18 protein-coding genes and 3 pseudogenes are annotated in these 21957 nt (G+C 67.2%); 10 read left to right on the plus strand and 11 right to left on the minus strand.

What is annotated here, in order from left to right; translation table 11 throughout:
• Positions 1–40 precede the first annotated feature (40 nt).
• Positions 41–1405 carry an FG-GAP repeat protein gene (locus tag ACWCQK_RS34770; protein WP_451161988.1) on the minus strand — a complete coding sequence of 455 codons (1365 nt, stop codon included), beginning with the start codon at positions 1403–1405 and terminating at the stop codon, positions 41–43.
• 523 nt (positions 1406–1928) lie between these two features.
• On the opposite strand from ACWCQK_RS34770, the gene ACWCQK_RS34775 reads away from it, so the two are divergent.
• On the plus strand, positions 1929–2339 hold the full coding sequence (locus tag ACWCQK_RS34775) for a hypothetical protein (protein WP_451161990.1): 411 nt from the start codon (positions 1929–1931) through the stop codon (positions 2337–2339).
• Positions 2340–3142: 803 nt separating this feature from the next.
• Positions 3143–3520 carry a ribosomal protein L7/L12 gene (locus ACWCQK_RS34780; RefSeq protein ID WP_451161992.1) on the plus strand — a complete coding sequence of 126 codons (378 nt, stop codon included), beginning with the start codon at positions 3143–3145 and terminating at the stop codon, positions 3518–3520.
• Between the two features lie 614 nt (positions 3521–4134).
• Here the strand turns inward: ACWCQK_RS34780 and ACWCQK_RS34785 are convergent.
• The 4 genes from ACWCQK_RS34785 to ACWCQK_RS34800 form a co-directional block, all read right to left on the minus strand.
• Positions 4135–4929 (minus strand): hypothetical protein, encoded by a 795-nt coding sequence (locus ACWCQK_RS34785; protein WP_451161994.1) that lies wholly within the window; start codon positions 4927–4929, stop codon positions 4135–4137.
• 19 nt (positions 4930–4948) lie between these two features.
• Positions 4949–5857 carry an aldo/keto reductase gene (locus tag ACWCQK_RS34790; protein ID WP_451161996.1) on the minus strand — a complete coding sequence of 303 codons (909 nt, stop codon included), beginning with the start codon at positions 5855–5857 and terminating at the stop codon, positions 4949–4951.
• Positions 5854–6174, minus strand: a complete 321-nt coding sequence (locus tag ACWCQK_RS34795; RefSeq protein WP_451161998.1) for a winged helix domain-containing protein — start codon at positions 6172–6174, stop codon at positions 5854–5856. The genes ACWCQK_RS34790 and ACWCQK_RS34795 overlap by 4 nt, the downstream gene beginning before the upstream one ends.
• A 650-nt stretch (positions 6175–6824) precedes the next feature.
• The gene (locus tag ACWCQK_RS34800; RefSeq protein ID WP_451162000.1) at positions 6825–7730 is read right to left on the minus strand and encodes a hypothetical protein; all 906 of its coding nucleotides are present in this window, start codon (positions 7728–7730) and stop codon (positions 6825–6827) included.
• 373 nt (positions 7731–8103) lie between these two features.
• On the opposite strand from ACWCQK_RS34800, the gene ACWCQK_RS34805 reads away from it, so the two are divergent.
• From ACWCQK_RS34805 to ACWCQK_RS34820, 4 genes and pseudogenes are all read left to right on the plus strand, one after another.
• Entirely contained in the window at positions 8104–8241 is a 138-nt protein-coding gene (locus tag ACWCQK_RS34805; RefSeq protein ID WP_451162002.1) for a hypothetical protein, read from the plus strand.
• Positions 8242–8510: 269 nt separating this feature from the next.
• Positions 8511–9410 (plus strand): LysR family transcriptional regulator, encoded by a 900-nt coding sequence (locus ACWCQK_RS34810; RefSeq protein WP_451162019.1) that lies wholly within the window; start codon positions 8511–8513, stop codon positions 9408–9410.
• 254 nt (positions 9411–9664) lie between these two features.
• Positions 9665–9748, plus strand: a pseudogene (locus ACWCQK_RS34815) (IS5/IS1182 family transposase); the annotation flags it as partial.
• A 61-nt stretch (positions 9749–9809) separates the two neighbouring features.
• On the plus strand, positions 9810–10007 hold the full coding sequence (locus ACWCQK_RS34820) for a hypothetical protein (RefSeq protein ID WP_451162004.1): 198 nt from the start codon (positions 9810–9812) through the stop codon (positions 10005–10007).
• A 640-nt stretch (positions 10008–10647) separates the two neighbouring features.
• Here the strand turns inward: ACWCQK_RS34820 and ACWCQK_RS34825 are convergent.
• Positions 10648–10905 (minus strand): annotated as a pseudogene (locus ACWCQK_RS34825) (IS4 family transposase); the annotation flags it as partial.
• A gap of 21 nt (positions 10906–10926) precedes the next feature.
• Positions 10927–11077, minus strand: a pseudogene (locus tag ACWCQK_RS34830) (telomere-protecting terminal protein Tpg); the annotation flags it as partial.
• Between the two features lie 457 nt (positions 11078–11534).
• Here ACWCQK_RS34830 and ACWCQK_RS34835 point away from each other — a divergent pair.
• From ACWCQK_RS34835 to ACWCQK_RS34850, 4 genes are all read left to right on the plus strand, one after another.
• A complete protein-coding gene (locus tag ACWCQK_RS34835; RefSeq protein WP_451162006.1) occupies positions 11535–13496 on the plus strand; it encodes an RICIN domain-containing protein in 1962 nt (653 codons plus the stop codon).
• A gap of 571 nt (positions 13497–14067) precedes the next feature.
• Positions 14068–14700: a DUF2461 family protein gene (locus ACWCQK_RS34840; protein ID WP_451162008.1), complete on the plus strand. Its 633-nt coding sequence runs from the start codon at positions 14068–14070 to the stop codon at positions 14698–14700.
• Positions 14701–15785: 1085 nt separating this feature from the next.
• Positions 15786–16763 carry a phosphotransferase family protein gene (locus ACWCQK_RS34845; RefSeq protein ID WP_451162021.1) on the plus strand — a complete coding sequence of 326 codons (978 nt, stop codon included), beginning with the start codon at positions 15786–15788 and terminating at the stop codon, positions 16761–16763.
• 592 nt (positions 16764–17355) lie between these two features.
• Positions 17356–18015, plus strand: coding sequence for a hypothetical protein (locus ACWCQK_RS34850; RefSeq protein WP_451162010.1), 660 nt, complete (start codon positions 17356–17358; stop codon positions 18013–18015).
• Positions 18016–18549: 534 nt separating this feature from the next.
• Here the strand turns inward: ACWCQK_RS34850 and ACWCQK_RS34855 are convergent.
• The 4 genes from ACWCQK_RS34855 to ACWCQK_RS34870 all read right to left on the minus strand — a co-directional run bounded on the left by ACWCQK_RS34855 (position 18550) and on the right by ACWCQK_RS34870 (position 21143).
• Positions 18550–18756: a hypothetical protein gene (locus tag ACWCQK_RS34855; protein ID WP_451162012.1), complete on the minus strand. Its 207-nt coding sequence runs from the start codon at positions 18754–18756 to the stop codon at positions 18550–18552.
• Positions 18753–19049 carry a DUF6247 family protein gene (locus tag ACWCQK_RS34860; RefSeq protein ID WP_451162013.1) on the minus strand — a complete coding sequence of 99 codons (297 nt, stop codon included), beginning with the start codon at positions 19047–19049 and terminating at the stop codon, positions 18753–18755. The genes ACWCQK_RS34855 and ACWCQK_RS34860 overlap by 4 nt, the downstream gene beginning before the upstream one ends.
• A gap of 637 nt (positions 19050–19686) precedes the next feature.
• Positions 19687–20280: a GNAT family N-acetyltransferase gene (locus ACWCQK_RS34865; RefSeq protein WP_451162015.1), complete on the minus strand. Its 594-nt coding sequence runs from the start codon at positions 20278–20280 to the stop codon at positions 19687–19689.
• Between the two features lie 281 nt (positions 20281–20561).
• A complete protein-coding gene (locus ACWCQK_RS34870; RefSeq protein ID WP_451162023.1) occupies positions 20562–21143 on the minus strand; it encodes a DoxX family protein in 582 nt (193 codons plus the stop codon).
• Positions 21144–21957: the final 814 nt, after the last annotated feature.

Below are 21957 nucleotides of genomic sequence, written 5' to 3' on the forward strand. Positions count from 1 at the left end.
GCGTGTGAAACCACGACTTTACATCGCAGTCGCCTCTCGTTCAGATGACTCCGAGGAGACCGTTGGCGCCAAGGAGGGTGCTGTCCTTCTGCGGGAAGCCGACGGACGGGGCGGTGATCACGCTGCTGCCCGTGGCGGTAGGACCGTTGGTGCCGCCCGGGAGCACCCAGACGGCGCCGGTGGAGTTGTTCTCTTCTGCGGCACTGATGAAGAGTTCCGGTTTGCCATCCCTGTTGATGTCGCCGACGGCCACGGTGGTGCCGAAGGCGTCCTCGGCTTCGTCAGCTCCTGGGATTCCGGCCGTGTTCTGGGTGAAGGCGTAGGAGCCGGCGCCCAGAGCCCCGGTTCGGCGGCCGGGGATAACCGTCACCTGCCCGGCATTTCTTTTGCCCGTGTCCTCCAGTGGCGAGCCGACGACGATGTCCGCCAGCCCGTCACGGTTGAGGTCGCCAACCGCGAGGGTGCCACCGAAGTTGTCGTCCTTCTCGCTCATGCCAGGGACACCGGGGGTGTTCTGGGTGAGCTGCACGGGTTTCGTTACGCGTGCGATGCCGTGTGCCGAGCCGTACCACAGGAGTACCCGGCCTCCGAGCGCGCCGTCGGCTCCGGCGTGGACCGGCTCGTCGGGGTCGGCGACCACGAGATCGGCGTATCCGTCGCCGTTGACGTCCCCGGTGGCCGCGATCAGCCCGTTGCCCGTCTGCTGGGCGCCGCCGTAGACGGGGTTGATGTACACCTCGCCACCGCTGAGGTCACTCAGCCGGACGGTGAGGACTACCTCCTCGGGGACGCCGCTGTGGGCGAAGTCGCCCAGGGTGACGCTTCCGACAGATCCGGTGTCACGGTTCTCATCGGCCGAGCCGTAGGTGCCACTGCGGCTGAACGGCCCCCGGAAGCGCATTGCCCCCTCGTAACCGGCCACAAGCACCTCGGTTCGCACGCCCGGACCGGCACTGAGCGCTGCCACGTCGAGGCCGTAGTACCTGCCGGCCGTGGTCGCCGGCAGGTCGGTGCCGGACGTCAGCCCGGACTTGCTGCCCCACAGGACCGTCACCGTGCCGGCGTCCTCGCCCCGCGTGGTGTCCTCGTACGGCGCGGAGACCACCAAGTCTGCGTAACCATCCCGGTTCAGGTCTGCCGTCGCCGTGGCGGCACCGAACCCGTCGTTCGACTCGGCCGTGCCCGGCACACCTGCGGTGTTCTGCGTGATGGTCGCCCGCCGGGATGTCGACAGCCCCGTCTTCGATCCGTAGAGAACGACCACGGCACCGGCTCCCGCCTTACCGGCGATGTTCGCCCCCGGCGCGGGCAGCACGGCGTCGCGGTAACCGTCACCGTTGAAGTCACCGGGAACCGCACCGTGCACGGCCGCCGCGGGCGCGGCCGACAGCAACGGAGCGCTCATGACGGCGGCAACCAGGAGCGCCCCCGACCGCCAACCTCCGCGCAGACCACGTCTATTCACCATGAACTGGATCCCCTTCCCCTCGACGCACCTGGCGTGCGCCGCAGTCAGGGCATTTTAGGAGTCGGCTGGACAGAGGCGGGACCACCGTCCACGTCGAAGAGGGCATCGAAGCCCGCTACGTCCATCGCCGACACGCCTCCGGAATTGGTACCGCAGGGGGCCTTGCGCGGCGGCTGTGGCGCATCGCTCGTACCACCGCTGCGGCCCCGTTGACCAGGGAGTCTGTTGACTCAACAGGTCAGACGATCACCTGCGGGAATGGTCGTACAACCTTTGAAGATTTTGTGATTACTTATCGCCGGCAGCCCGCGACCGAGCGGCACGATGCACCGCGGCGACCCACCTGGAGTGGGTCGCCGCATACGGCGAAGACCCCTCGGTGCGTGAGTCCGCCAACGCGGTCGGGCTGTCCCCGCCGAGGGATGTGGACCCGCGCTTCCGTGGCTGGAACGATGAGTGCATGAAGCATCTCAAGGCTCCGTTGCTCCCGCCCAGCCGTGAGGAAGTGGCAACTCAGTGGCGGGCGCTGGCCGCAGGTGCCGCAACCCGCGAGGCCATGCATCGATGGGCGGCTCCGTGGGTGGAGCGCAACGGGGCATCGGGCTCCCTCACCCCTTTGGTCCTGACAGCCCTGCAACACCTGCACGGCTTCGACCTCTGCCAGGATCCAAGCCGTCCCAGCGTTCTCCGGCATGGCACAACAGGCGAAGGCGAGTGGGTTCATTCGCTCGACGACATCGCCGACGGACTCGCCCGCTGGCAGAGAGCGTGCGATCTCTACGATGCGGATCCGCAGAGCTGGTCAGAGGCGGTACGGGAACAGTCGAGAGCACTGGGCCGGCCCGAGGACGCCAGACCCGAACAAGGGTGATCCCTCTGCCGCGCTGCGGTTACGGCCGAAGCCAGATGACGAGTGCTGCGACCAAGGAAGGCGTAGCCGCGTTTGTCGTATCTGGTGGCCACGGCTCGGTGCAGTTTGATCCGGTTGATGGCTCGCTCAACAGCGTTGCAGCCGATGAGGCATGCAGCCGCCCCGCCCATCACAACACCGGCACCAAGCCCAGGCGAACCGTCAGCGGACTGCCAGATCAGACGCCTAAGGACGCATTGCTACAGCAGTGATCCCGGACTCTCTCAGCTTACGGGCCAGGCATTCCATCTCCGGAAGCGTTCCTGAGTAATCACCGTTCACCACGCGACGCGCCACGGCCTTGGCGCCCGCCAGGTCAATACCAAGCTCGGCCCGCAGCACCCGCATCATGGCGACACCCCTGACCGGCGGACTGCTCACCTGCAACCTCGCGGGACCATGCTCGAAGAGCATCTGATCCCGCCGTTCCGCCGGCACGTCGCCACCGCACACGGCTAACGCACATCCGCAGGCGGAACACGCTGACTCAACGTCCCACCGCAAGCGGCCGTCCACGAGGGCCTGAGTCCCCCGACACTCCAGCTCTGCACCGCAGTCCTGACACACCGAGGAGTACCTGACAGATTCGAAAACCGCCCGCTCCATCCCCACCCCCATCGGAGACGAGGTTAAACGACAAGCTGACTCGAGATGGCGTCGTCGCCAGGCGGTAATGGCGATCACTGAACTGAAGACTGTTGGGCCGAAGGTCCCTCCGTCGACACACTGAAAGCGGCTGTCCCGTCACCGAAGGTGATGAGTCCATGGAGGTGCCGGGGTTCATTGTGCTGGTGACCGAATCCGGGAACGGGGGGCCGAAAGCCCTACAGGCAGTCCGAGCGGTGACGGGTCTGAGCTTGTGGCGTAGCAAGCTTCTTCTGGACAGCGCCCCTGCGGCGGTGCTTGAGGAGGCTCCGCTCGACATGGCGGTCGTCGCGGCCGGGCGACTGCAGGAGACCGGCGTGTCTGCGGCCGTCTGCTGCACTTATTGCGACAGAACGGTGCCCTGCAACGGGACGCTGCTCGACCCAGATCCCTGCGCATCCCGCTACTGGCCGACCGCCCATTGCCAGGCGAACTCCCTGACCAGCTGTGATTGTGCGTTCTGCAGCGCCTACGGGCCAACCGGCCTCACCCTCTGACACCGCGCCAAGGCACTCATCCCGCAGCGCAGCGATCCTGGAGGAATGCCCATGACCGTCAAGCGGGTACCCGTAACAGTCAGCCCGTCTTCGCCCATTCCTCGGGCCGCGCCCGGTTGGAGGCAAGGCAGGGCAGCATGAGTCGGTGCCGGTCCTCGATGATAGTGACGTTGCAGTCGTCAACGATGCTCGCGCGGAGACGCAGAGACGCGGAGCCGGTGAAGGTCTTCGTACAGGCCTGGGTCTTACGTGGCCGGCAGCCCGGTAGTCATCGAGCTGACCGTGCGCCGCTTCACGAGCCTGCACAGCCCGTGCACAGCCGTGACGTTCGTCGAGCAGATCGAGAGTTTGACCAGGCCGCAGGCCCGGCAGACACGCAGGCGCTGCGGTCGATGCTCATCTCGATCGCTCTGTGCCTGGCGGGACGTCCCGGTGCCCGCTGGCGACGGCCCTTGGGATCCGTGTCGCCAAAGACGCGCTGCTGGACCTGCTCCGCTCGGTTCCCCAGCCGTCAGTCCGCACGGTCAGATTCCTGGAAGTGGACGACTTCGCTCTGCGCACAGGCGACTCCTACGCAACGATCCTGGTTGATGGAAGCCCGACGTGCGGCCCCTTCAACGGCGACGCAGTTCCTCTGCCCAGGTGCGGAGCTGGTCTTCGAGGGCGAGATTGTCGCCGCGCGCCACGGTCTGGAGCAGCTGGGCACACACGGTGGCTTCGGCGGCGAGGCCGGCCGGGCTGCCCAGGACGGGGAAAGCATCGCGGACGCGGGCGGCGGTGTCCGGCTGGAGCAGCGTGTAGGCGTAGAGCGTGGCGGCGTCGAACCCCTCCGGGGCTCGCCCCCATCCCTCCCAGTCCAAAATCCGCAGGGGCTCGGTGAGGTTGGCCCAGTGCACGTCGGAGTGGGCGGTTGTCCAGCAGATGGCGGCGGGTGCCGGGATGCCTACGAATTGAGGGATCGCCCGGTCCATGTACTGCTGCCGTACGGCAACGCGGTCGCTGTCGACGGCCGCCACCTTCTCCAGCGTCCCGGCGAGATCGGCCCACCAGGAATCTGGCAGCTGGAGCTCGTGCTGGAGGATCGGGTCGTCGGACAGGACCGGCTGGTCGACGCGCACCGACAGCTCCGCCCGATAAGCGGTGCCGCCGTCGAGGGCGTCGTGGACGGCCAGGAGTGCGGGCCGGTGTCCGTCGAGGTCGCCGAAGGCGTGCTGTGCGTCGAGGGTGCCGTCCCACAGCTTCCCCGACGCCTTGTCCTGTGGCGCGGACACCAGCCGCAGCCATACGGGCGCGCCCGCAGTGGTGCGGGCCGGGGCGCCCAGGGTGCGCCCGGCCCAACCCCAGAACTCACCGCCCAGCTCCACCTGGACGCCCAGGGTCTGCGCGGTGTGCGCGTGGTGGGCGCGCATGCGCTGTTCCGTGTCAGGGTCAGGCGGACGCGAGTACACCAGTGATCTCCCGCAACTGTGCGGCGGTCAGGAAGGGGTGAGCGACGGCGTCGGTCGCCTCCCTCCAGTGTGGCGCACTTGAGACCGCGATGAGGACGTCCGTCACGCCTGGGCACGACGCAACGCAGAGGACGCACGCCTGCGCGGGGGTCAAGCCGGGCCGGATGAGGTCGGCGAACTCCTGGTCGACCATGCCAGGCAACTCGCCACCATGCAGCGGAGCAGAGGCCATCACCCGCAGGCCCGCCCCGGCGGCGGCCAGGAGCGGGCCCCGGCCATCCAGGGCCTGCGCGATCGGTGTCATCATTACCAGGCTGACCGGCATCTGGACCGCGACCAGGTGGTGCTCGCCGCCTGCGGCTTCGGCAGCCAGGGCGAGCAGGTGCCCCACCGTGAACGCCTCCCCTTCCAGACCCGTCCAGGTGGCGATGCCGTACCCGGCCACGTGCCCGGCCGCCACGGCTTCCTCCAGGACGACGAACGCGTCCCGCATCGCGCGGTGCAGGGCAAGGCGGTCCCCGGGATGGGCGCGCTCCGGATTGTGCAGCAGGACCAGGTCCAGCCGCTCGCGCCTCAGCTCCTCGCGGTTACGGCCGATCTGCCAGCGCACGTAGTCCGCGACGAGACTGTGCCCGGTCGCTGCCTGGTCCTCAGTGAGGACCCCGGCGTTCACGGCGTCGGCACCGGTGGCCGAGGTGAAGTAACCGGCCTTCGTCGCGATCCGCAAACACGGATGGGCAGCCAGGGCCGGAGCCAGCAAGTCCTGGGCGCAACCGGTGGCGTAGTTGGGGGCGGTGTCGATCCACTGCACGCCGGAGGCGGCCGCGCGGACGGCCGCCTCCGGGATCGCCCGGCACCGGTAGGTGCCCAGAGCGAGCTCCGCCGTCACAACAGGCTCCCCACCACAGCGGCCTGCCCCTCAACAAGCTCCTGGACCAGACGGGCGACGTCTTCCAGGGCGAGGCCGGCGGTGTCGGCAAGCGTGGCCAGATCGACGGTGCAGCCGTCGACCAGCGGGCGCAGCACCGCCTGCGCCTCGCGCGCGAACTCGAACGCACTTCCAGCAGCGGACAGCGTCACCGTGTCCTCGTCAATCTCCAACACGGCGCGGGCGGTCGTCAGCCGCACCCGCAGGGCGCCGTCGACGGATACGGCGTCGATGTACGGCAGGCTCGGCACCATCCGGCCGACTGCCTGCCCGTCCATCGCGACACGTGATGCGGCCTGACCACCATCGGATGACCCGCGTAGTTGCGGGCCCGTTCGAACTGTCCCGCGTACTCACCGATGAGGGCAACACCCAGTGGATGTCCCTCGGTGTCCTTGCCGCTGAAGACGCGGTATTCGAGGATCCGTATCCCCTTCGGCACGGGGGCGAGTTCGCCGCTGAGGACCGTCAGGGGCCTGCTGGAACTGTTGGCCGGCTGAGGCAGACTCACCCAGTACTCCTGGCCGATCTGGGCGTGCTCGAAAGATATCTCCATATCGGACTGCATTCCTCCGCCCAAAGCCGTGCCCCGGGCTTCCCCTGTCCCGAACGGGGAAGGCTCGCACGTCGTCAGGGCAGCGATCGCCGGTACCACCAGCACCAAGCAGGTGAGCAGGCGCCGCAGCGCGGCGTGACGTACAGGAGAAGACGCCGGAGTGCCCACTGCTGATCGATCCATTCGTGCCTCAAAAATTCATGCTCGCCCGGCTTGCCGCCGGCCGTGCTCTTCTGCTTGTACGGGGTGTCGTGACCGGGTGCGGCTCATGGCCCGCTGGCTACGGCTGGGGGGCCGGTGATCCCAGCGGCCGACGGCGGCCGCCCTGGATCTCGCGTGGAGAGGGGAGGCCGCCGCTTTGAGGCGCCGGTGCTACTTGACGTCGACGAAGTCGCCGGCGGGTGCGGCGGGGCTGGCGACCGTGACGCCCTCGTACAGGTAGCGGAAGTCGCCGTCGACCGTGGCCTTGACCGTGGTCTTCAGGTTGCCCGCGGAGTCGGACTTGATGGTCTTCAGCGTCGTGTAGACGGTGGAGCCCTTCTTACGGAACTGCAGCTTGACCGGCTGGCTGGTGAAGCCCCGGTAGGTGTTCGTCTCCCAGTCCGCTCGGGTCAGCCTGCCCGTGACCGTGAGGGTCTTGCCCTTCTTCACCGGCTCCGGCGCGGCGTTCACCGACAGACTGGTGCCACGCTGGACCAGCGTGGTCGCGGAGGTGGCGCTGTCTGTCCAGCCGATCTTGCTGAAGTCGACGTCCGGGGAGGTCAGGTTCTGGCCGTTGAGGGCGATGGCGTCGGCGCCGACGTGCCAGGTGCCCGCCTCAGGGTTGGACAGCTCGCCGTAGCTCGGGTAGATGTCGATGGTCCCCTTGCAGGCGGCGGTGGTCCCCGAGGTGACCGTGCAGGTGGTGGCGCCGTTGCCGATCAGCATGTCGTCGGGCCAGTCGAAGGAACCCCGGTAGAGGTAGAGCGCCGAGGAGAAGTCGTTCGCCGTGATGTCCACGTCGGCGCCGTGCGTCAGCGTGTAGGTGAAGGGCAGCGCGACATGGGCGGTCGGGCCGACCTTCACCGACTTGGCGATCTTGACGTTCGAGAACTGCACGTCCAACTCATACGGCACGTCATCGTCCGGAGCCGGGGCCCGCAAGCCGGTCTTGCCCGACGCGTCGTGGGCGGCAGAGAAGAGCTTCGCCACCTCCGCGCGTGAAGGCGCCGCGGCATCGGCGTGCGCGGCCGGCACGACGAACGCGGACAGAGCCAGGGCGCCGGTAACGGCAGCCACCGTGGCACAAATACGCATGCGATTTCCCCAGAGAGGAGAAGGGGGCCCTGCGCGGCGGCCGTCACGTGTCGCTCGTGCCACCGCTGCGGCCCCGTTGACCAGGGAGTCTGTTGACTCAACGGATCAGACGACCACCTGCGGGAATGGTTGTACAACCTTTAAAGATTTTGTGATTCCTTATCGAAAACTGCCTCACTCGACCGGCTACCGGTGGTAGCGCCCGGAGGATTGGCAGGTCCGGGGCGGGCGCGGGAGACGGGCCGCGGCTGGCCGTCAGGCCAGTCACGGGCACGACCCCTGAGCCCACCGCGCGCAGTCCCGGCGCAGGAGCTGCGCGGCTCTGCTGACGGCGCCTACGGCCGGTGGGCGTTGTTTGACGCCGCTGCTTGCCTTCGGTGCTCTGGCACGTGAGCAGGTCGCCTGGCTGGCAGTCGAGGCCTCGCAGATCCGGGTCAGCGTGGAGAAGCGGATCGCGCGGGCGGCGGGCACCGAGGCCGCCACCCGGGGGTAGCGCAGCCGCCGGTGTCCGCACTGCGGTCGTCGATCGCGGCAGCGTGGGCCTGGGCCCGTCCTGCCCGTCCATCGTGGTGGGGGTGGTGCCGATGCCGCTCGTCCCGACCGACGTCACCGTCGAGGAGAGCGTGGCCAACCTTGTTGACGTCGCGGCGTGCAGGGTCCGCTTGATGAAGCGGCCGGAGCCGGGATTCCACGTCGTCGTGCCGGACGCCGGAGGAAATCTCTCACTGCTCCGCCGGCAGTACTATCGTGTGCCCTGTGGAGATGCTGCACCTGCGGTATTTCGTGGCAGTCGCCGAGGAGCTGAACTTCTCGGCGGCGGCCCGTCGCCTCCACATGGCGGCGTCCCCGTTGAGCCAGCGCGTCAGGGACCTGGAGCGGGAGCTCGGGCTGCGGTTGTTTGACCGCGACACCCACCGTGTGGCACTCACCCCGGCCGGTTCGGCGCTGTTGCCGATCGCGCGCGACCTGCTCGACCGGTTCAACGCCGTCCCCTGGAGACTGCACGAGGCTACTGTCGCGCAAACCTGCAGCGTGCTGATGGGCATCCCTCCACTGCTGCACCCCGATCTCCGCTCCCGGGTGATCACGCTCACCGACTGCGTCCAGGAGCGGTTCGAGCTCCAGCGCTGGCCCGGCAGCACCATGGCCCTGGCAACCGGCGTCCGCGAGGGCAAACTCGCGCTCGCACTGGCCCGGTTGCCCCTGAGCGACATGGGCTTGGAGCAGGTGGTGGTCATGTCCGAGCTCATGGGTGCGGCGGTGCCGGCCGATCGCTTTGCCGAGCGGGATTCCGTCGCTCTCGCTGATCTCAAGAAACTCGCATACGTCGCCCCGGCCAAGGAGATCAGGCCGCCGTTTTTCGACGTGATCGACCACTCACTGGCGGAGCACGGTATCCGAGATCGCATCGATCTCAGCGACACCGGTTTCTCCGGAATATCCGAAGTGATTTCTTGCGGGATGGCCTTCAGCATTACCATGCTTGCGCCGGAAAGCCCGATGCGCAGATATTACGAGGAGAACGTTCTGGTGCTGCCGATCGCTGACTTTCAGCCCGAGCTGAAGACCGCTCTGATCTGGCGCCGCGACCGCGCCCACGGCGACCTCAAGGACCTTGTCGCCCTGGCGCGTGAGGTATTCGAAGCACACCTCCACCGTTGATTATTTCCCTGAGAACGCCATCGTAGGATAATTCCGGAGACAACCGAGTCGCCCACGAGCAACACGAAGCCTGTCTTCTCGTGGTCGGTGACTCATTCACGCGGAACCGGCGGCAGGCTCCGCCAGCCCTTGACGGCTACTGAGCCTTTTCCAACCTGGTTGCCTAGTTGGGCTGGAGGGCGGTGTCTGGACGTGAAGAAGCTCCTGGTAGACGGGTTCACGACCAAGATCGCCTGTCCACCAGGAGCTTCCGCGTGCTTGTCTACGCGTCCGGCGTCGATGTGTCCACCTCGACGCTGCGCTTCCTGTCCGCTCGTCTGCGGGCACGCCGCATCGAGTGCATTCAAAAGCATTCATCGTAGGAAAATCGTAGAGCTCAACGCAAACGCCGGGAGTGTCATGGAATTTTTGGCTTCTGCTTCTTCAATTGGATCTAAGGCTTGCGCGGTCTTGGCGGCGGTTAATTTCGCCCTTTGGGGAGGGGTGCGGGTCGGCTGGCTCGGGAGCCAGGAAATGGCGGCGCTGTTCCTCAAGGGAGGATGGAGCTTCACCTTCTTCGCTATAGCACTATTCGTCGTTTCAAAAAATATGAAGTGACCCTGGATTCGATGCCGTCAAGGCTCGCGACGGAGCTGCGAGCGTGGGGCTGGGCGAAGCTTCAGAAATAGATTAATGAGAGCGTGCTTCCGTGAGCACTGCCCACGGAGGAACACATCGATGCTGGCCGTTATCGGTGCATGAGTGACCTTCTCGGATCGTGGTGGCGGCCGCGTATTAAATTTCGAGAGGGGCGATAGTTCTTGGCTCCTCGATACTGGCCGCAATCTCTTCCCTTACCCGCTCACTCTGCTCCCGGTTGCCCGGCCCGGACAACCGCCTGGCCTTCCTCGACTGAACGGCCAGCCTCGTTTCAGCACGCTCCGCTGGCCGAGTCGGGCATACCGCGTCTGGACATCGAAACACCCTCCCGCTGGACTCAATACCAGTGACTTAACGGATTGGATCCCAGCTTCGTGGGACCTTGATTGGCGGGTTGATCGAGGCTGTGCGCCAGTGCGGGGCGACGGCCTCGGCTGGGCTCCGGTCGGGCTGGGGAGGGCGTCGGTGTTCGTCGCGTTTGACGCCGAAGCCGGACATCTTGCGTTTGATGACACGGGGGTTGAAGCGTCTACGGCGGGCGGGGAGCAGGTGCCGGGTTAACTCGCGCAGACCTTCGACAAGGGCTGTGGCCAGGCGGTCAGGGGGAAAGAGCCGCCTGCGCGGTGACCTGGCGGCGGGCCAGGCGGATGCGGATGAAGGAGAGCCGGTTGGCGTCGAGTCGGGCGGCGTCCGCGGGGTCGTGCATCAGGCTGCGAATGGCGTAGTGGACCAGCAGGTGACCCCAGACTTCCTGCTCGACGCCGTCGGGCGAGCGGGAGCGCAGGACCTGGGCGGGACCGCGCTGGTGGGTCTTCAGCTCGTCCAGCGTGGTCTCGATCTCCCACCGCTCGTGATAAATGGCCGGGCGGCCTCGGGGTCTCGGCGGTGACACCGATCTCCTGGGCGACCGCCTTCGCGCTGCCCAACTGTTTGATGAGGTATCCGATACGGCCCTTGAGCGTTTTCGGCGGTTCGCGGGTGAACGCCTCGCGGTCGGCGTGCTCGATCGCGTCCTGGATCGCCCCCACGTCAAGGTGAGATGGAAGCGCATCGGGTCTGTCACCCGTGCTGCCTCCTTTGCCGTCGGCTCGGCTCCGAACCAGGTCGGGCCGATCGGCCTTCGGCGTGCCAGGTTCCCACGATGCACGGAGACAGCGACCGGCTGGTCCCGGGGCACCACGCCTGATGCGCCCGTTGAGACGCGTGGGTTGACGGTACTTCGGCGCCCCCTCTAAGTTCACGACTTGTAAAAAGAGGTGAATCCATTGTGTCACCCCACTGATCGTCCACCACAGTCGCATCAGCCTCCCGCCTTCTGAACGCCCCGCCCGATCCAGCACCCGCACCGCCCGCCCGGCGTCGGACGAGCGGGTCCCACCGGCTCACACCGAGCGGCAGGCGACATCCCCCACCCGATCAGGAGTTCCCGTGCCTCTGAGACACCCCCACTGGTGGCGACCGCGCTCCCGAACCGCCAGTCCCGTGGTGCGCAGCCGTCGGACCACGCTCGCACTGACGGCGACGGCAGTCGGTGCGCTGCTCGCACCCGTCGCTCTGACCACAGTGAACGCGCCGTCGGCCCAGGCGGCCGGCGCTCCCGTTCAGGTGTACTTCAGCTCGGAGTCGACCGCCTCGGGATTCGGCCCGGCCAACGCGAACTGGTTCACCAACCCGACGACGGGGCTCGCCTCGACCCGGTACCAGTTGTCGCGGCAGTCCGACCTCACTGCGGTCACCGCCTCGGGGGCGGCCAACATCACCGCCGACACGGCCACCCGTTACCAGTCCGTCCTTGGCGTCGGCTCCTCGCTGGAGGAGTCCACGATCTACAACCTGTCCCGGATGAGCGTCTCCGCGCGTACCGCGGCATTGCGCAAGCTCGTCGACCCAGTCAACGGTGCCGGGTTCAACATCGCCCGGATCCCGCTGGGTTCGAGCGACTTCACCTCGCGGCAGTTCTACACCTACGACGATGGCGCGGCCGACCCGAGCCTGTCGCGGTTCTCCATCCAGAAGGACATCGACTACAACATCATCTCGGTCCTCAGGGAAGCGAAGGCGATCAACCCCAACCTGCTGTTGTTCGGCAGCGTGTGGAGCCCCCCGGCCTGGATGAAGAACAACAACAGTCTGATCGGCGGCACGCTTCCCGACGCAAACATACCCGTGCTCGCGACGTACTTGCGCAAGGCCGTCACCGCCTACGCAGGCCAGGGACTGCCGTTGTACGCCGTCACGATGCAGAACGAACCGCTGTTCTCGCCACCGGACTACCCGGGCATGACGCTCACCGCCGACCAGGAACGCAGGATCGCCACTGCGCTGCGCACCGAGCTGAACAGCAACGGCGCGTCAGCCACCAAGATCTGGGCCTTCGACCACAACTTCGGCGAGGGACCAACCTACACCGCCGGGGTGCTCGGCAATCCCGGCTCGCCCAGCAGCGCGTTCAGCTCGGTCGACGGCGTCGCCTTCCACGACTACGGCGGCGATCCGACCGCCATGGGACAGGTCAAGTCGAGCTACCCGACCAAGGATGTCGCCATGACCGAGCGTGCCGTGTGGGGCACCGCCGGCGCGGACCGGATCGTCCAGTACTTCCGCAACCAGTCGATCATGTACCAGGACTGGGTCACCATGCTCGACCAGAACCGCAGCCCTGAGCAGTGGTCCGGCGCACCCGACCCGACCATGTTCATCCAGTCGCCGAGCAACCCAGACACGTACTGGGCCCTGCCCGAGTACTACATCGTCGGCCAGTTCTCGAAGTTCATCGCACGCGGCGCCACCCGGGTCCAGACGAACAACGGCACCAGCGGCAGTGTCACCAATGTCGCCTTCCTCAACCCCGACGGCAGCCTGGTGACCGTCGTGGTCAACCAGACGGCCTCCAACCAGCCCGTCACGCTACGCGCCAACGGCCAGCAGATCAGCAGCACGCTGCCCGCCAAGACGGTGGGCACGTACATCTGGCCCGACGTCGGCGGAGGCAGCACCGGGCCCATCGACCCGGCGAAGTGGTACACGGTCACCAATGCCAACAGCGGCAAGTGCGTCGACGACGCGGCCGGTTCGACCGCCAACGGCGCCGCCGTGCAGCAGTGGACCTGCGTGTCCGGGAGCACCAACCAGCAGTGGCAGTTCCAGCCCACCGACAGCGGCTACTACAAGGTCGTCAGCCGCAACGCGGCCAACGCCGTCTGGGACGTCACCGGCGGGACGAGCGCCGGCAATGGAGCGAAGATCCAGCTCTGGGCCTACGGCGGCGGTACCAATCAGCAGTGGAAGCCGGTGCCTGGGGCAGGCGGCACGTACACCCTGACGCCACGCAGCAATCCCTCCCGATGCCTGGACGTCACCGACGTCTCCACCACCGACGGCGCCCGGCTCCAGCAGTGGAGCTGCTCCGGCGGTGCTGCCCAGTCCTTCACGCTCACCTCTCAGTAGGCCGGATCGGCGCTGCCCGCCGTCCGGCACCCGCGGTGCCGCAGGACGCCGGGCAGCGCCACCCGGGCAAAAGGCGGTCGGTCGGCAGGGTGCAGCGCCGAGTCCACCGACCAGGGGCTCACCTACTCCCCCCTCTGTGAGGACGCCCAAAAGGGCAGTGTCGCCAAAAGCAGCGGTCCTGGTTCGATGAGGCAGCAAGAGAGCTCGGTGCAGCGGCCCACCGACGTGAGCGGAATCGGGGAGGACCGCAATTCTGCTGCGGTCAGAGCAACGTCCATCGCCTGCTCGAAACGTACCAATGTCAGCCGATCCGTCAGGGGCTGGTCAAGCGGGGCAGGGCGCGGACTGACCAGGGTGGCAGCAATCTCTCGCCCGTTGAGCGTTCCCTGCGATTGAACCCCCCGCCCTCTGTCGCCTGGGGTGCGAGGGCGGGCCGGGCGTCTGTACGGCGGCTGCCCCCGACAGGGGCGCAAGGGCAGCCGCCCCTCTACCTACTGCCCCTCAAACGGCAGCAGCCTCCCAGCCCGTCTCACTCTCCGCGCGCGGACCAAGGGTGAGCTATCCTCCGCGCATGCGCGGACAGTTCACCGGCTGGCCGGAGCAGGCCATGGACGTGTTGTGGCAGCTCCAGGGCGAACCGACCCACGCGACCCGCGAGCGCTACCGCACCGACCGCGAACGCCTGGTCCGGCAGCCGATGATCGCCCTGCTCAACGAGGTCGCGGACACCGACCCCCGGTACGAGGACTTCTCCGTCTGGCACTACCGCACCAACTCCTGGTGGTGGCAGCACCAGGGCGCGGTGATCCGGCTCGGCCGCAAGATCGAGATCGGTCTCCGGTTCGACCTGGACGGCCTGCGGATCCAGGGCGCCTGGTGGTACCCCGATCCCGGCCAGGTGGACATGTTCCGCAAAGCCGTGGCCTCCGAGGGGAGCGGCCGCGAACTGTCCGCCATCCTCGAGGATGTGCGGAAGAAGGGCTACGACATCTCCGGGGACGTGATGAAACGCCCCCCGCGCGGCTATCCGACGGACCACTCCCGTGCAAACCTGCTGCGCCACCGTTCGCTGATCGCCGCCCGTACCCTCGGCTGCGAGGAGTGGCTGCACACCCCCGAGGCGGTCGACCGGGTCCTCTCGGCCGCCGCCGACCTGGACGCCCTGCTGATATGGCTGGTCCGCCACGTGAAGCGCACCGCCTGACATCACGAGGGCGCCGCGCGGCACGGGAGCAAGCACACCCGTGCCGCCATCCCCCGCGCTCACACGATGCGCACCGGCACGGTCGGAAACCCGGCCCCGAACCGAGGGCCCCGGAGAGCACATCCGGCCGGAGTTCGGGAATGCACCTCAGCGAGCAACACCGGACGCCGGACGGGACACCTGTTGGCGCTCTGCATCGCAGGATCCGCAAGCCTGCGATGCCGAACGCCACAGCTGTGCCCGAATCGGTCCGCCCGACCGGTCTAGTCGACCATGTGCCGGCGAAAAGCGTCGATCGCGATGCGCACCTCGCAACCACGGGCGGCCCGCGAAGATCCGCTCCCAGGTCTCCCGTTCCTCGGGGGTCCACTGGGGGGCCTGAGGAGCAAGGTGCAGCCGCTCGGCCGATGCGGCGCAGAGGCGGCGGTGGAGCCGGATGCCGTCCGGGGAGTGAACCACCCGCGCCGCGCGACTGTTGTGCGGCTCGTCGCAGCACGGCCACGGCTCACCGGCGGGCCACAACAGCGACCCGCCGACGGAGCTGTCGTGCACGGTCGCCGCCCCCGGCCGCGGGTGCAGCCGCGTCGCCGTCCGCGCCAACGGGGCCAGTTGAGGAAGCTGCGCGGTCACATCCAACGGCCGCGGCGGAGTGATACGGATGGCGTTCACAGCGGTGATGCTGCCAGCAACGTCTGACAACGGACGTACCGATCCGCATCAGCCGACACCACACAACTTCCCTGCGCCAGCAGGCAGGCACTGCAGGGGCGTTCGAGCAAGGCGTAGCAGCCCATGCTCGGAACAAGACCCGCACCGGTTCCGTCGCTGTACCAGGACCCACGTGGAACGACTGTAAGACGGCGCGGACGTCAAGCTCGTAGCGTGGATCACGAACCAGAACGGCCGCCGCGCCAAGCTCACCACCGACAAACTCGCCGCACCCGCCGCACTCGGGCCCCAGCGGGCCGCTTGAGGCTGCGCGGCAGGCTCCCGCGAAGGCCCATGCCGAGCAAGTGTCAAGATTTGTGGATGAGAAGCCCGCGCGGTGCTTCCGTGGGACGGCCGATAGCCTGCATCCCATGGTGATGGGTGGGGAAGTTGACGGCATCAACAGGGATCTCGACGACCATGTACGGAGTGCGACGCGCTCATGGATCGAGAAGGGCCTGCTCGTACCGGAGTCCATCGAAGCCGTGACTCGGCTGCATGGTGGGTGGACGTCGGAGATGCGCCGCCTGGACATCTCCGGGCCGCGAGGCCAGCGCGCCGTGGTACTTCGCTCCTTCGTCAAACCGTTCTACCTTCAACACGCGGAGGGTCTGCTGACGCGGGAGGCGGGCGTTCTGCGCCTGCTCGAGGGCACGGATGTGCCCGCAGCCACGCTCCTGGACGTCGACGCGACTGCGAAGCACTGCGATTACCCCTCCTTGCTGATGTCCCTGCTACCTGGATCTGTTCGCCTCGCCAACCAGGAAGCCGTCCGGCGCAGCGACCTGCTGGCCCGCCAACTGCTTCTGATCCACAGGGTGCACGTGTCCGCCGAGGCCCGGCCTCGCCCTTACCAGGCGTGGACAACGGCTGAGCGCGTAACCTTGCCCGAAGCCACCGAACGGCCCGAGCTTTGGCGACGAGCCGTGGACGTCATTCGACGTCAGCCGCCGGATCACCTCTCCTGCTTCCTGCACAGGGACTTCCACCCCGGCAACGTCCTCTTCGACGGCAACGGCGACGACCTCAAGATCAGCGGCGTTGTCGACTGGGTGGAGACCTCCTGGGGGCCGGCCGATCTGGACGTGGCCCACTGCTCGACAGCACTGGCGCTGCTGCACGGCGTCCCTGCAGGCATGAACTTCGCCGACCGATACATTGCAGCAGGAGGGACCTTGACGGGAGACCCGGCTACGCATCTCTACTGGCGGCTTCTGGACACCTTGGCTTTCGCCCCGGACGCGGAGAAGGTCGCCGTTCCCTGGCGTGAACTGGGCCGGGTCGATCTGACCCCCACCGTGTTGACGAACAGGCTGGAGGAGTACATCCAGGCCCTGTTCGACCGGTACGCGTGAATCCGATCTGACGTCCAGCGGCCTCGGACGCATGAGCCTGTCACGCTGTCAGTTCTTCGGAATGTTCGACCAACTGGCCGTTCTTGAGAGGGGCGTTGAACCGGACCAGGACTACAAGCTGAGCTCCGATGATCGCCCGCCAGCATGCCTGTGCGAACTCCAAGAGCTTGAATCGCAATCTCGCGCCTTCGTGTCCGCACGTGACCTGGACGGCTCTCACTCGACACCATTGAAGAGACTCCGATCTTTCACTGTCGTGACAGTGGGCGCGGCCAACGGAACAGGGGCTCCGTGCGTCGAGAGCTGAGCGACCCGGCCCCGGAGCGAGCGTCAAACGCCGGGGTCGTGTCGCACGGTTGTGCGTTGCTTCGTAAGATCTCGGCGCGAGGCAGTGCCGCAATGGCCGAGTGCTCGCCCAAGAACCTCGGAGAACTCCATGCGCCGTCCTTTCGTGATCGCTGTTGCTGCCGCGCTGTTGTGCGCCGGCTGCTCCACGGTCGACGCCGGTAACCGCGACAAGCCCGGGGCTGCGTCACCGTCACCGTCTTTCAAATCGTCGTCCGACCCCCGCTCCGCCGTACGAGCGGCCGTCGTGGCTCTCCGCGAGGGAAGCGCCGGGTTCCGCCAAGAGGTCGAACTGGAGGGTGAGGGCAAGGCGTACGGCCTCACTGTCAACGGCGACTTCGACTTCGCCGCGGACAAGGGCCATCTGGCGGTCGACTTCCCCGGTGGCGCGATCGACCACAGCGACCAGGTCTTCGCGGACGGCAAGATCTACATCAGCGGCGCCGAGGGTGTCGATGAGGATGCCTGGGGTGTCATGCCCCGGGACAAGGCGGAGGCCCACTACCTGCTGCGGGCCCCGCTCAACGACCCCGAGCACGTGCTTCTGCAGATCGCCGCCATGCGCGAGATCTCCCAGGAGGGCGAGGAAACCGTCCAAGGGGTGCGTGCCGTGCACTACCGCGGCATCCTCGACCACCGAACCGTCACCCTGCGCATGGCCAAGGACGTGCGCACGAAGATGGATCAGGCCCGCGACATGCTGGGCAGCGACCTCCCGGTCTTCGCCGACGCGTGGGTCGACGGCCGGGGGCGGCTGGTGCAGACCCGCACGAGCGCCAACATGCCCGGTGCGCAGGCGACGCTGACCATGGCCTTGTCGGACATCGGTGAGCCGGTCCGCGTGACGGTTCCGCGGGCCTCGGACACGGTCCCCGTCACGGAGGTCGGCGGCATCCTGAACGGCTGAGCAAAGCCGCCGCGTGGGCGGGCGGCTCCCCTGGGCCCATAGGTATTGGCTCCTGGATCTTGCAGGGCGCGCCGGCAGGGGCGGGGTGGTCCCGGCCTGGCGCGGGGGCGGGTCAGATGTGGGCGAGGTGGATGACCTCGGAGTGGATGCGGTTCGTGAGCGGCGAGGGTGGCATCCGCGGGGTGATGCGCTTGCGGTCGCTGATTTGGCCGTAGGCGCCGGCCACCTTCGCGCCGCGGCTCCAGCTCCGGCCAGGCCGACGTCAACGTCTTCTGCACGGCCAGCAACGCCTCGCCTCATACAGATCGACCTTGGACTTCGGCAGCACCCGGGCCCCCTCGTCGGGCAGAGCACAACCATGATCGCGAATCAAACACCCAGGCGCTCTCAAAACCCAGCGACATCACTCTCCCGTCGAAGAGGGCGCTCTCGCCGCTGCACTACAGGTGCTCTCGAGACTCGCAAACAGAGCCAAGGTCTGCTACCCGAGCCAGACGATGTCCAGGACGGACAGCCCCCGGGTGAGCCGGTTGATCACATAGGCAACGGACACTGCCCCACGGACGCGGCGCGGACGTCCTCACCTTCCGGGTCGGCGCCGTTCCACTGGGGCCAGCCCCAAGGGGAGCGCACCGCGATGTCCAGCCCGTCGCGCACCATCTCCCTGGCGTGGGAGGGGAGCTCGGTGAACGTCTTCGCGGCCTGTGGGGACAGGCGTACCGTCCACGGCTGGTCGGTCACGGGCGGGAGCCGAGCACGTCGTCCAGGTCGACGAAGCCGCTCTCGTCGCGGCCGGAGTCCATATAGGCGTCGACGGCCGGGGCCGCGGCCAGGCGCAGCTGCCAGGTGCGGACGACATCGTGCAAGGGGGTGAGGCTGTAGGTGTGGCGGGAGTCCTTCAGGGCCTTTGCCCAGTCCCGTTCGAAGGCCGGCACCCACGTCTCGGCACGCCGGTCGGCGCGCAGCTCGGTGAGGAGTCGGGCAGCGGCGGCCGGGGCCGGCGGAGCCGGGATCTCTTCGGGCTGCGCACTCATCGGCACCTCTAGACGGGTCGTACCACCACCGTACGCGCGCGCAGTGGCCGTGGATGCGGGCATGGGACAGATTGGTTATCCGCACCCGGTCTTCGGCGTCGGGCCGGTCGATGAGGCGTCCCAGCGGGTGCGGCATGCTCGGGTAGTCCCATTCCGCGATGTCGATCTGGTAGATCCCGGCCTGACTCCTGTCGAACGCATCGAGGCAGCCGGTGTGCAGGAGCTTGTTCGGGGCGAGGGGAACGGCCGAGCAGGCGGAGGGGAAGGAGCCGTTGCGGTCGACCAGGCACGGCACGCCGTCCCCGGACGTGTTGGGCACGTCGAGTTGATCGCGCCGCACACGCTCGCCATTGGTCCCGGACGTGGGCGACGCGGGTGCTGGTGACCTCGGGGCGGACCCAGCGCGGCTCGCCGTCCATGTCCTCACTGATGAGCGACCACGGCCCGCCTCTCCGTCTTCTTTTCGGATCACCGGGACCGGGTGCATCTTCGAACGCGTCACCGAATCCTTGAGGACCCTCCCGATACTCAACTCCCTTACATGCCACCAAGAGTCACGCTACGAATTGACCAAAGTCACACTTCTGCAGATCGAATTCCACGCAGAAACGGGGATCGCCTGCGCGGTGAGGAGTCGTCAGATCTCACCCGTCATCCAGATCAGACGCTCACCGTTGTGCTCGACCTCGCGCCTGCGGACCATGCCCATCCGACGGTAGAAGCCCTCCGCCCGCGGCTCGGCGCCGACACCGAGGAGGTGTGCGTCCAGCGCTCGCGCCCGCTGGAGCAGATGACCCCACAGCAGTCGGCCGACTCCGGTCCCGATGAACGGTCGATCGACAAACAGCAGCCCGATGCCCAGGTAGTCCTCGTGTTCGTTGAGCGTGTAGAAGCCGATGGGAACACCATCTCTCTCGGCAACCGTGGCATGCCGAGTGGTGACATCGGCCGCCGTCAGCCTCGGCGTCACCGGGCGAACGTCCTCCACCCGGCCGCCCACCCAGTGCGATTTCGACCGCACGACCAACTCGTCGAGGACCGGCAGATCCTCCAGCCGAGCCGAGCGGATCGACACACCTTCCGTACCGGTTGATGGAGATAGCACATCGGTAGTCTTCCGCTGCCGTCGACGACTCCACCATTGGCTTCGGGAGAAGTGTCGATACGACGACATGGCGTCGGTGGCGGCACCGGACTGGACCGCCGTCTGAGTACAGGCGGCTTGCGGCAAACGCGGAAGCCTGTGTCCGGCCCTCCGCACGTGGTTCCACGCCCTCGTCATGCAGTGCACACGCGCCCGTCACAACGCTGGCATGCAGGGAGACCGCCGCCTTCACCAGTCGTGGGTCAGCCGGCGTTCGCGCGAGCATCTCGCCAGATCCCGGATCGCGTTGCATATGCACGGGCGGGGCAGACGGTGCCGGCCGCGACCGAGACGCTTGGTTCTCGTGCCGCGTGCACCGGCCTGACGAGGCTGCCAGGCCGATGCCGTCGAGACGTGTGCAGAACGATTCAAACACTCAGCGCGATAGCGGCACCGATGCCGCCCAGACCCAGGGCAACACCAGCGGCGGCCCAGCCGCCCGACCGCCAAGGGAAGAACCGGTCAAGAGCCAGGGGGCCCGGACCGATGGCGGCGATGGCGATGACGACGACGCAGATGGAAACGCCGTATTCGACTCCGCCGTTCTGGATCCACAGGCCATGGGCCCCGCTGACGGTTGCCATAGCGTTGATCATCACGCCGATGACGGCGGCGGACGCGAGCGGAGTGAACAGTCCGGCAGCCAGGCCGAGGCCGCCGACGAGTTCGGCGAGACCTGCGATCACGGCAAAGACCACACCTGGGTGGTATCCGAGGACGTCGAAGCTCCTGCCGGTGGCCGCCAGACCCGGCCCGCCGAAGGAGCCGAACAGCTTCTGCATACCGTGGCCGGCCATCAGAAGTCCGAAGGTCAGCCTGATCAGCAGGAGTCCCCACGCGCCGGTGGGCGTCCATGGAAGGCGCAGGACTCTTGGCCTGTTGCGGCGATCCAACGCGGCGCCCTCGGCCAAGGAGACGGGCTTGCTGCCCGTCGCCACCAAGACGGGCATCTCGGTCACTGACAGGAGGTGGAGTCCGCCGAAATGATTGAAACGCGGTGCACGCATGAAGAGGCCTTCACTGTCGGAGACAGCTCATCCGCCCGCCGTAACGCGGGCTCCCCCCTCGTCACCAAGCATCACGCCGTCATCTCATCATGTCCATTGACAAGTCACGATATCGGCTATTTCGGAATGCGAAAACCATCACCACGCTCCACAACCAACGCCCTTCGCGAAGCGCGCGCCGCGACCCAGGCCCTTCGTCTGCGCACAGCCCAAGGCCGGACTGTGAGCCGGGCTTCACCGCCTGGTCCTGGACGAACTCGGTTCCCGAGAACAGCTGGACCGGTCGCCGGCTTCGTCCACTTCAAGGAGCAGCATTTGTCTGCCAGTTTGGGCAGCAGTTGGTGTTCTTGAGGCTCGCGGATGTCCGCTCTGCTTCGGCGTGGTGCCCGACGCCCTGGTCGTCGCCCACCGCCGCCAGCGCATCGATGGGGACGGCGCTCTCGCGAGACCACTCGCCTGCACACCGGATGCTCACCGCGGCCGTCACGCAGTTCGGCAACAACGAAGCCTCGGCGATCCGCCTTGGCGAGTTCACTCTGGTCGGCCCCGCCGACGACGCGTCGCCCCTCGCTGCAGTCGAGGGGAAGCGAGCGGTAGACGCGCAGACGGCGAACGCACGTCCGATTTGCCGCCATACTGAACTATTCCGCAGACCAACTTGGAGTAGGCGGGAAAGTCATAGGTTCGTGACTCCCTGTGTTTTAAGTCCATAACTGCGCCATAAATAGGTAGGCGGGCGTCGCTCGATATCGAGCGA

This window comes from Streptomyces sp. NPDC002306 (assembly GCF_053593435.1).

Excerpts from the sequence above, each read along its gene's own strand:
- ACWCQK_RS34770 (WP_451161988.1), bottom strand. The coding sequence starts at position 1,405 with ATGAGCGCTCCGTTGCTGTCGGCCGCGCCCGCGGCGGCCGTGCACGGT.
- ACWCQK_RS34775 (WP_451161990.1), top strand. The coding sequence starts at position 1,929 with ATGAAGCATCTCAAGGCTCCGTTGCTCCCGCCCAGCCGTGAGGAAGTG.
- ACWCQK_RS34780 (WP_451161992.1), top strand. The coding sequence starts at position 3,143 with ATGGAGGTGCCGGGGTTCATTGTGCTGGTGACCGAATCCGGGAACGGG.
- ACWCQK_RS34785 (WP_451161994.1), bottom strand. The coding sequence starts at position 4,929 with ATGCGCGCCCACCACGCGCACACCGCGCAGACCCTGGGCGTCCAGGTG.
- ACWCQK_RS34795 (WP_451161998.1), bottom strand. The coding sequence starts at position 6,174 with ATGGACGGGCAGGCAGTCGGCCGGATGGTGCCGAGCCTGCCGTACATC.
- ACWCQK_RS34810 (WP_451162019.1), top strand. The coding sequence starts at position 8,511 with ATGCTGCACCTGCGGTATTTCGTGGCAGTCGCCGAGGAGCTGAACTTC.
- ACWCQK_RS34820 (WP_451162004.1), top strand. The coding sequence starts at position 9,810 with ATGGAATTTTTGGCTTCTGCTTCTTCAATTGGATCTAAGGCTTGCGCG.
- ACWCQK_RS34840 (WP_451162008.1), top strand. The coding sequence starts at position 14,068 with ATGCGCGGACAGTTCACCGGCTGGCCGGAGCAGGCCATGGACGTGTTG.
- ACWCQK_RS34845 (WP_451162021.1), top strand. The coding sequence starts at position 15,786 with ATGGGTGGGGAAGTTGACGGCATCAACAGGGATCTCGACGACCATGTA.
- ACWCQK_RS34860 (WP_451162013.1), bottom strand. The coding sequence starts at position 19,049 with ATGAGTGCGCAGCCCGAAGAGATCCCGGCTCCGCCGGCCCCGGCCGCC.
- ACWCQK_RS34870 (WP_451162023.1), bottom strand. The coding sequence starts at position 21,143 with ATGCCCGTCTTGGTGGCGACGGGCAGCAAGCCCGTCTCCTTGGCCGAG.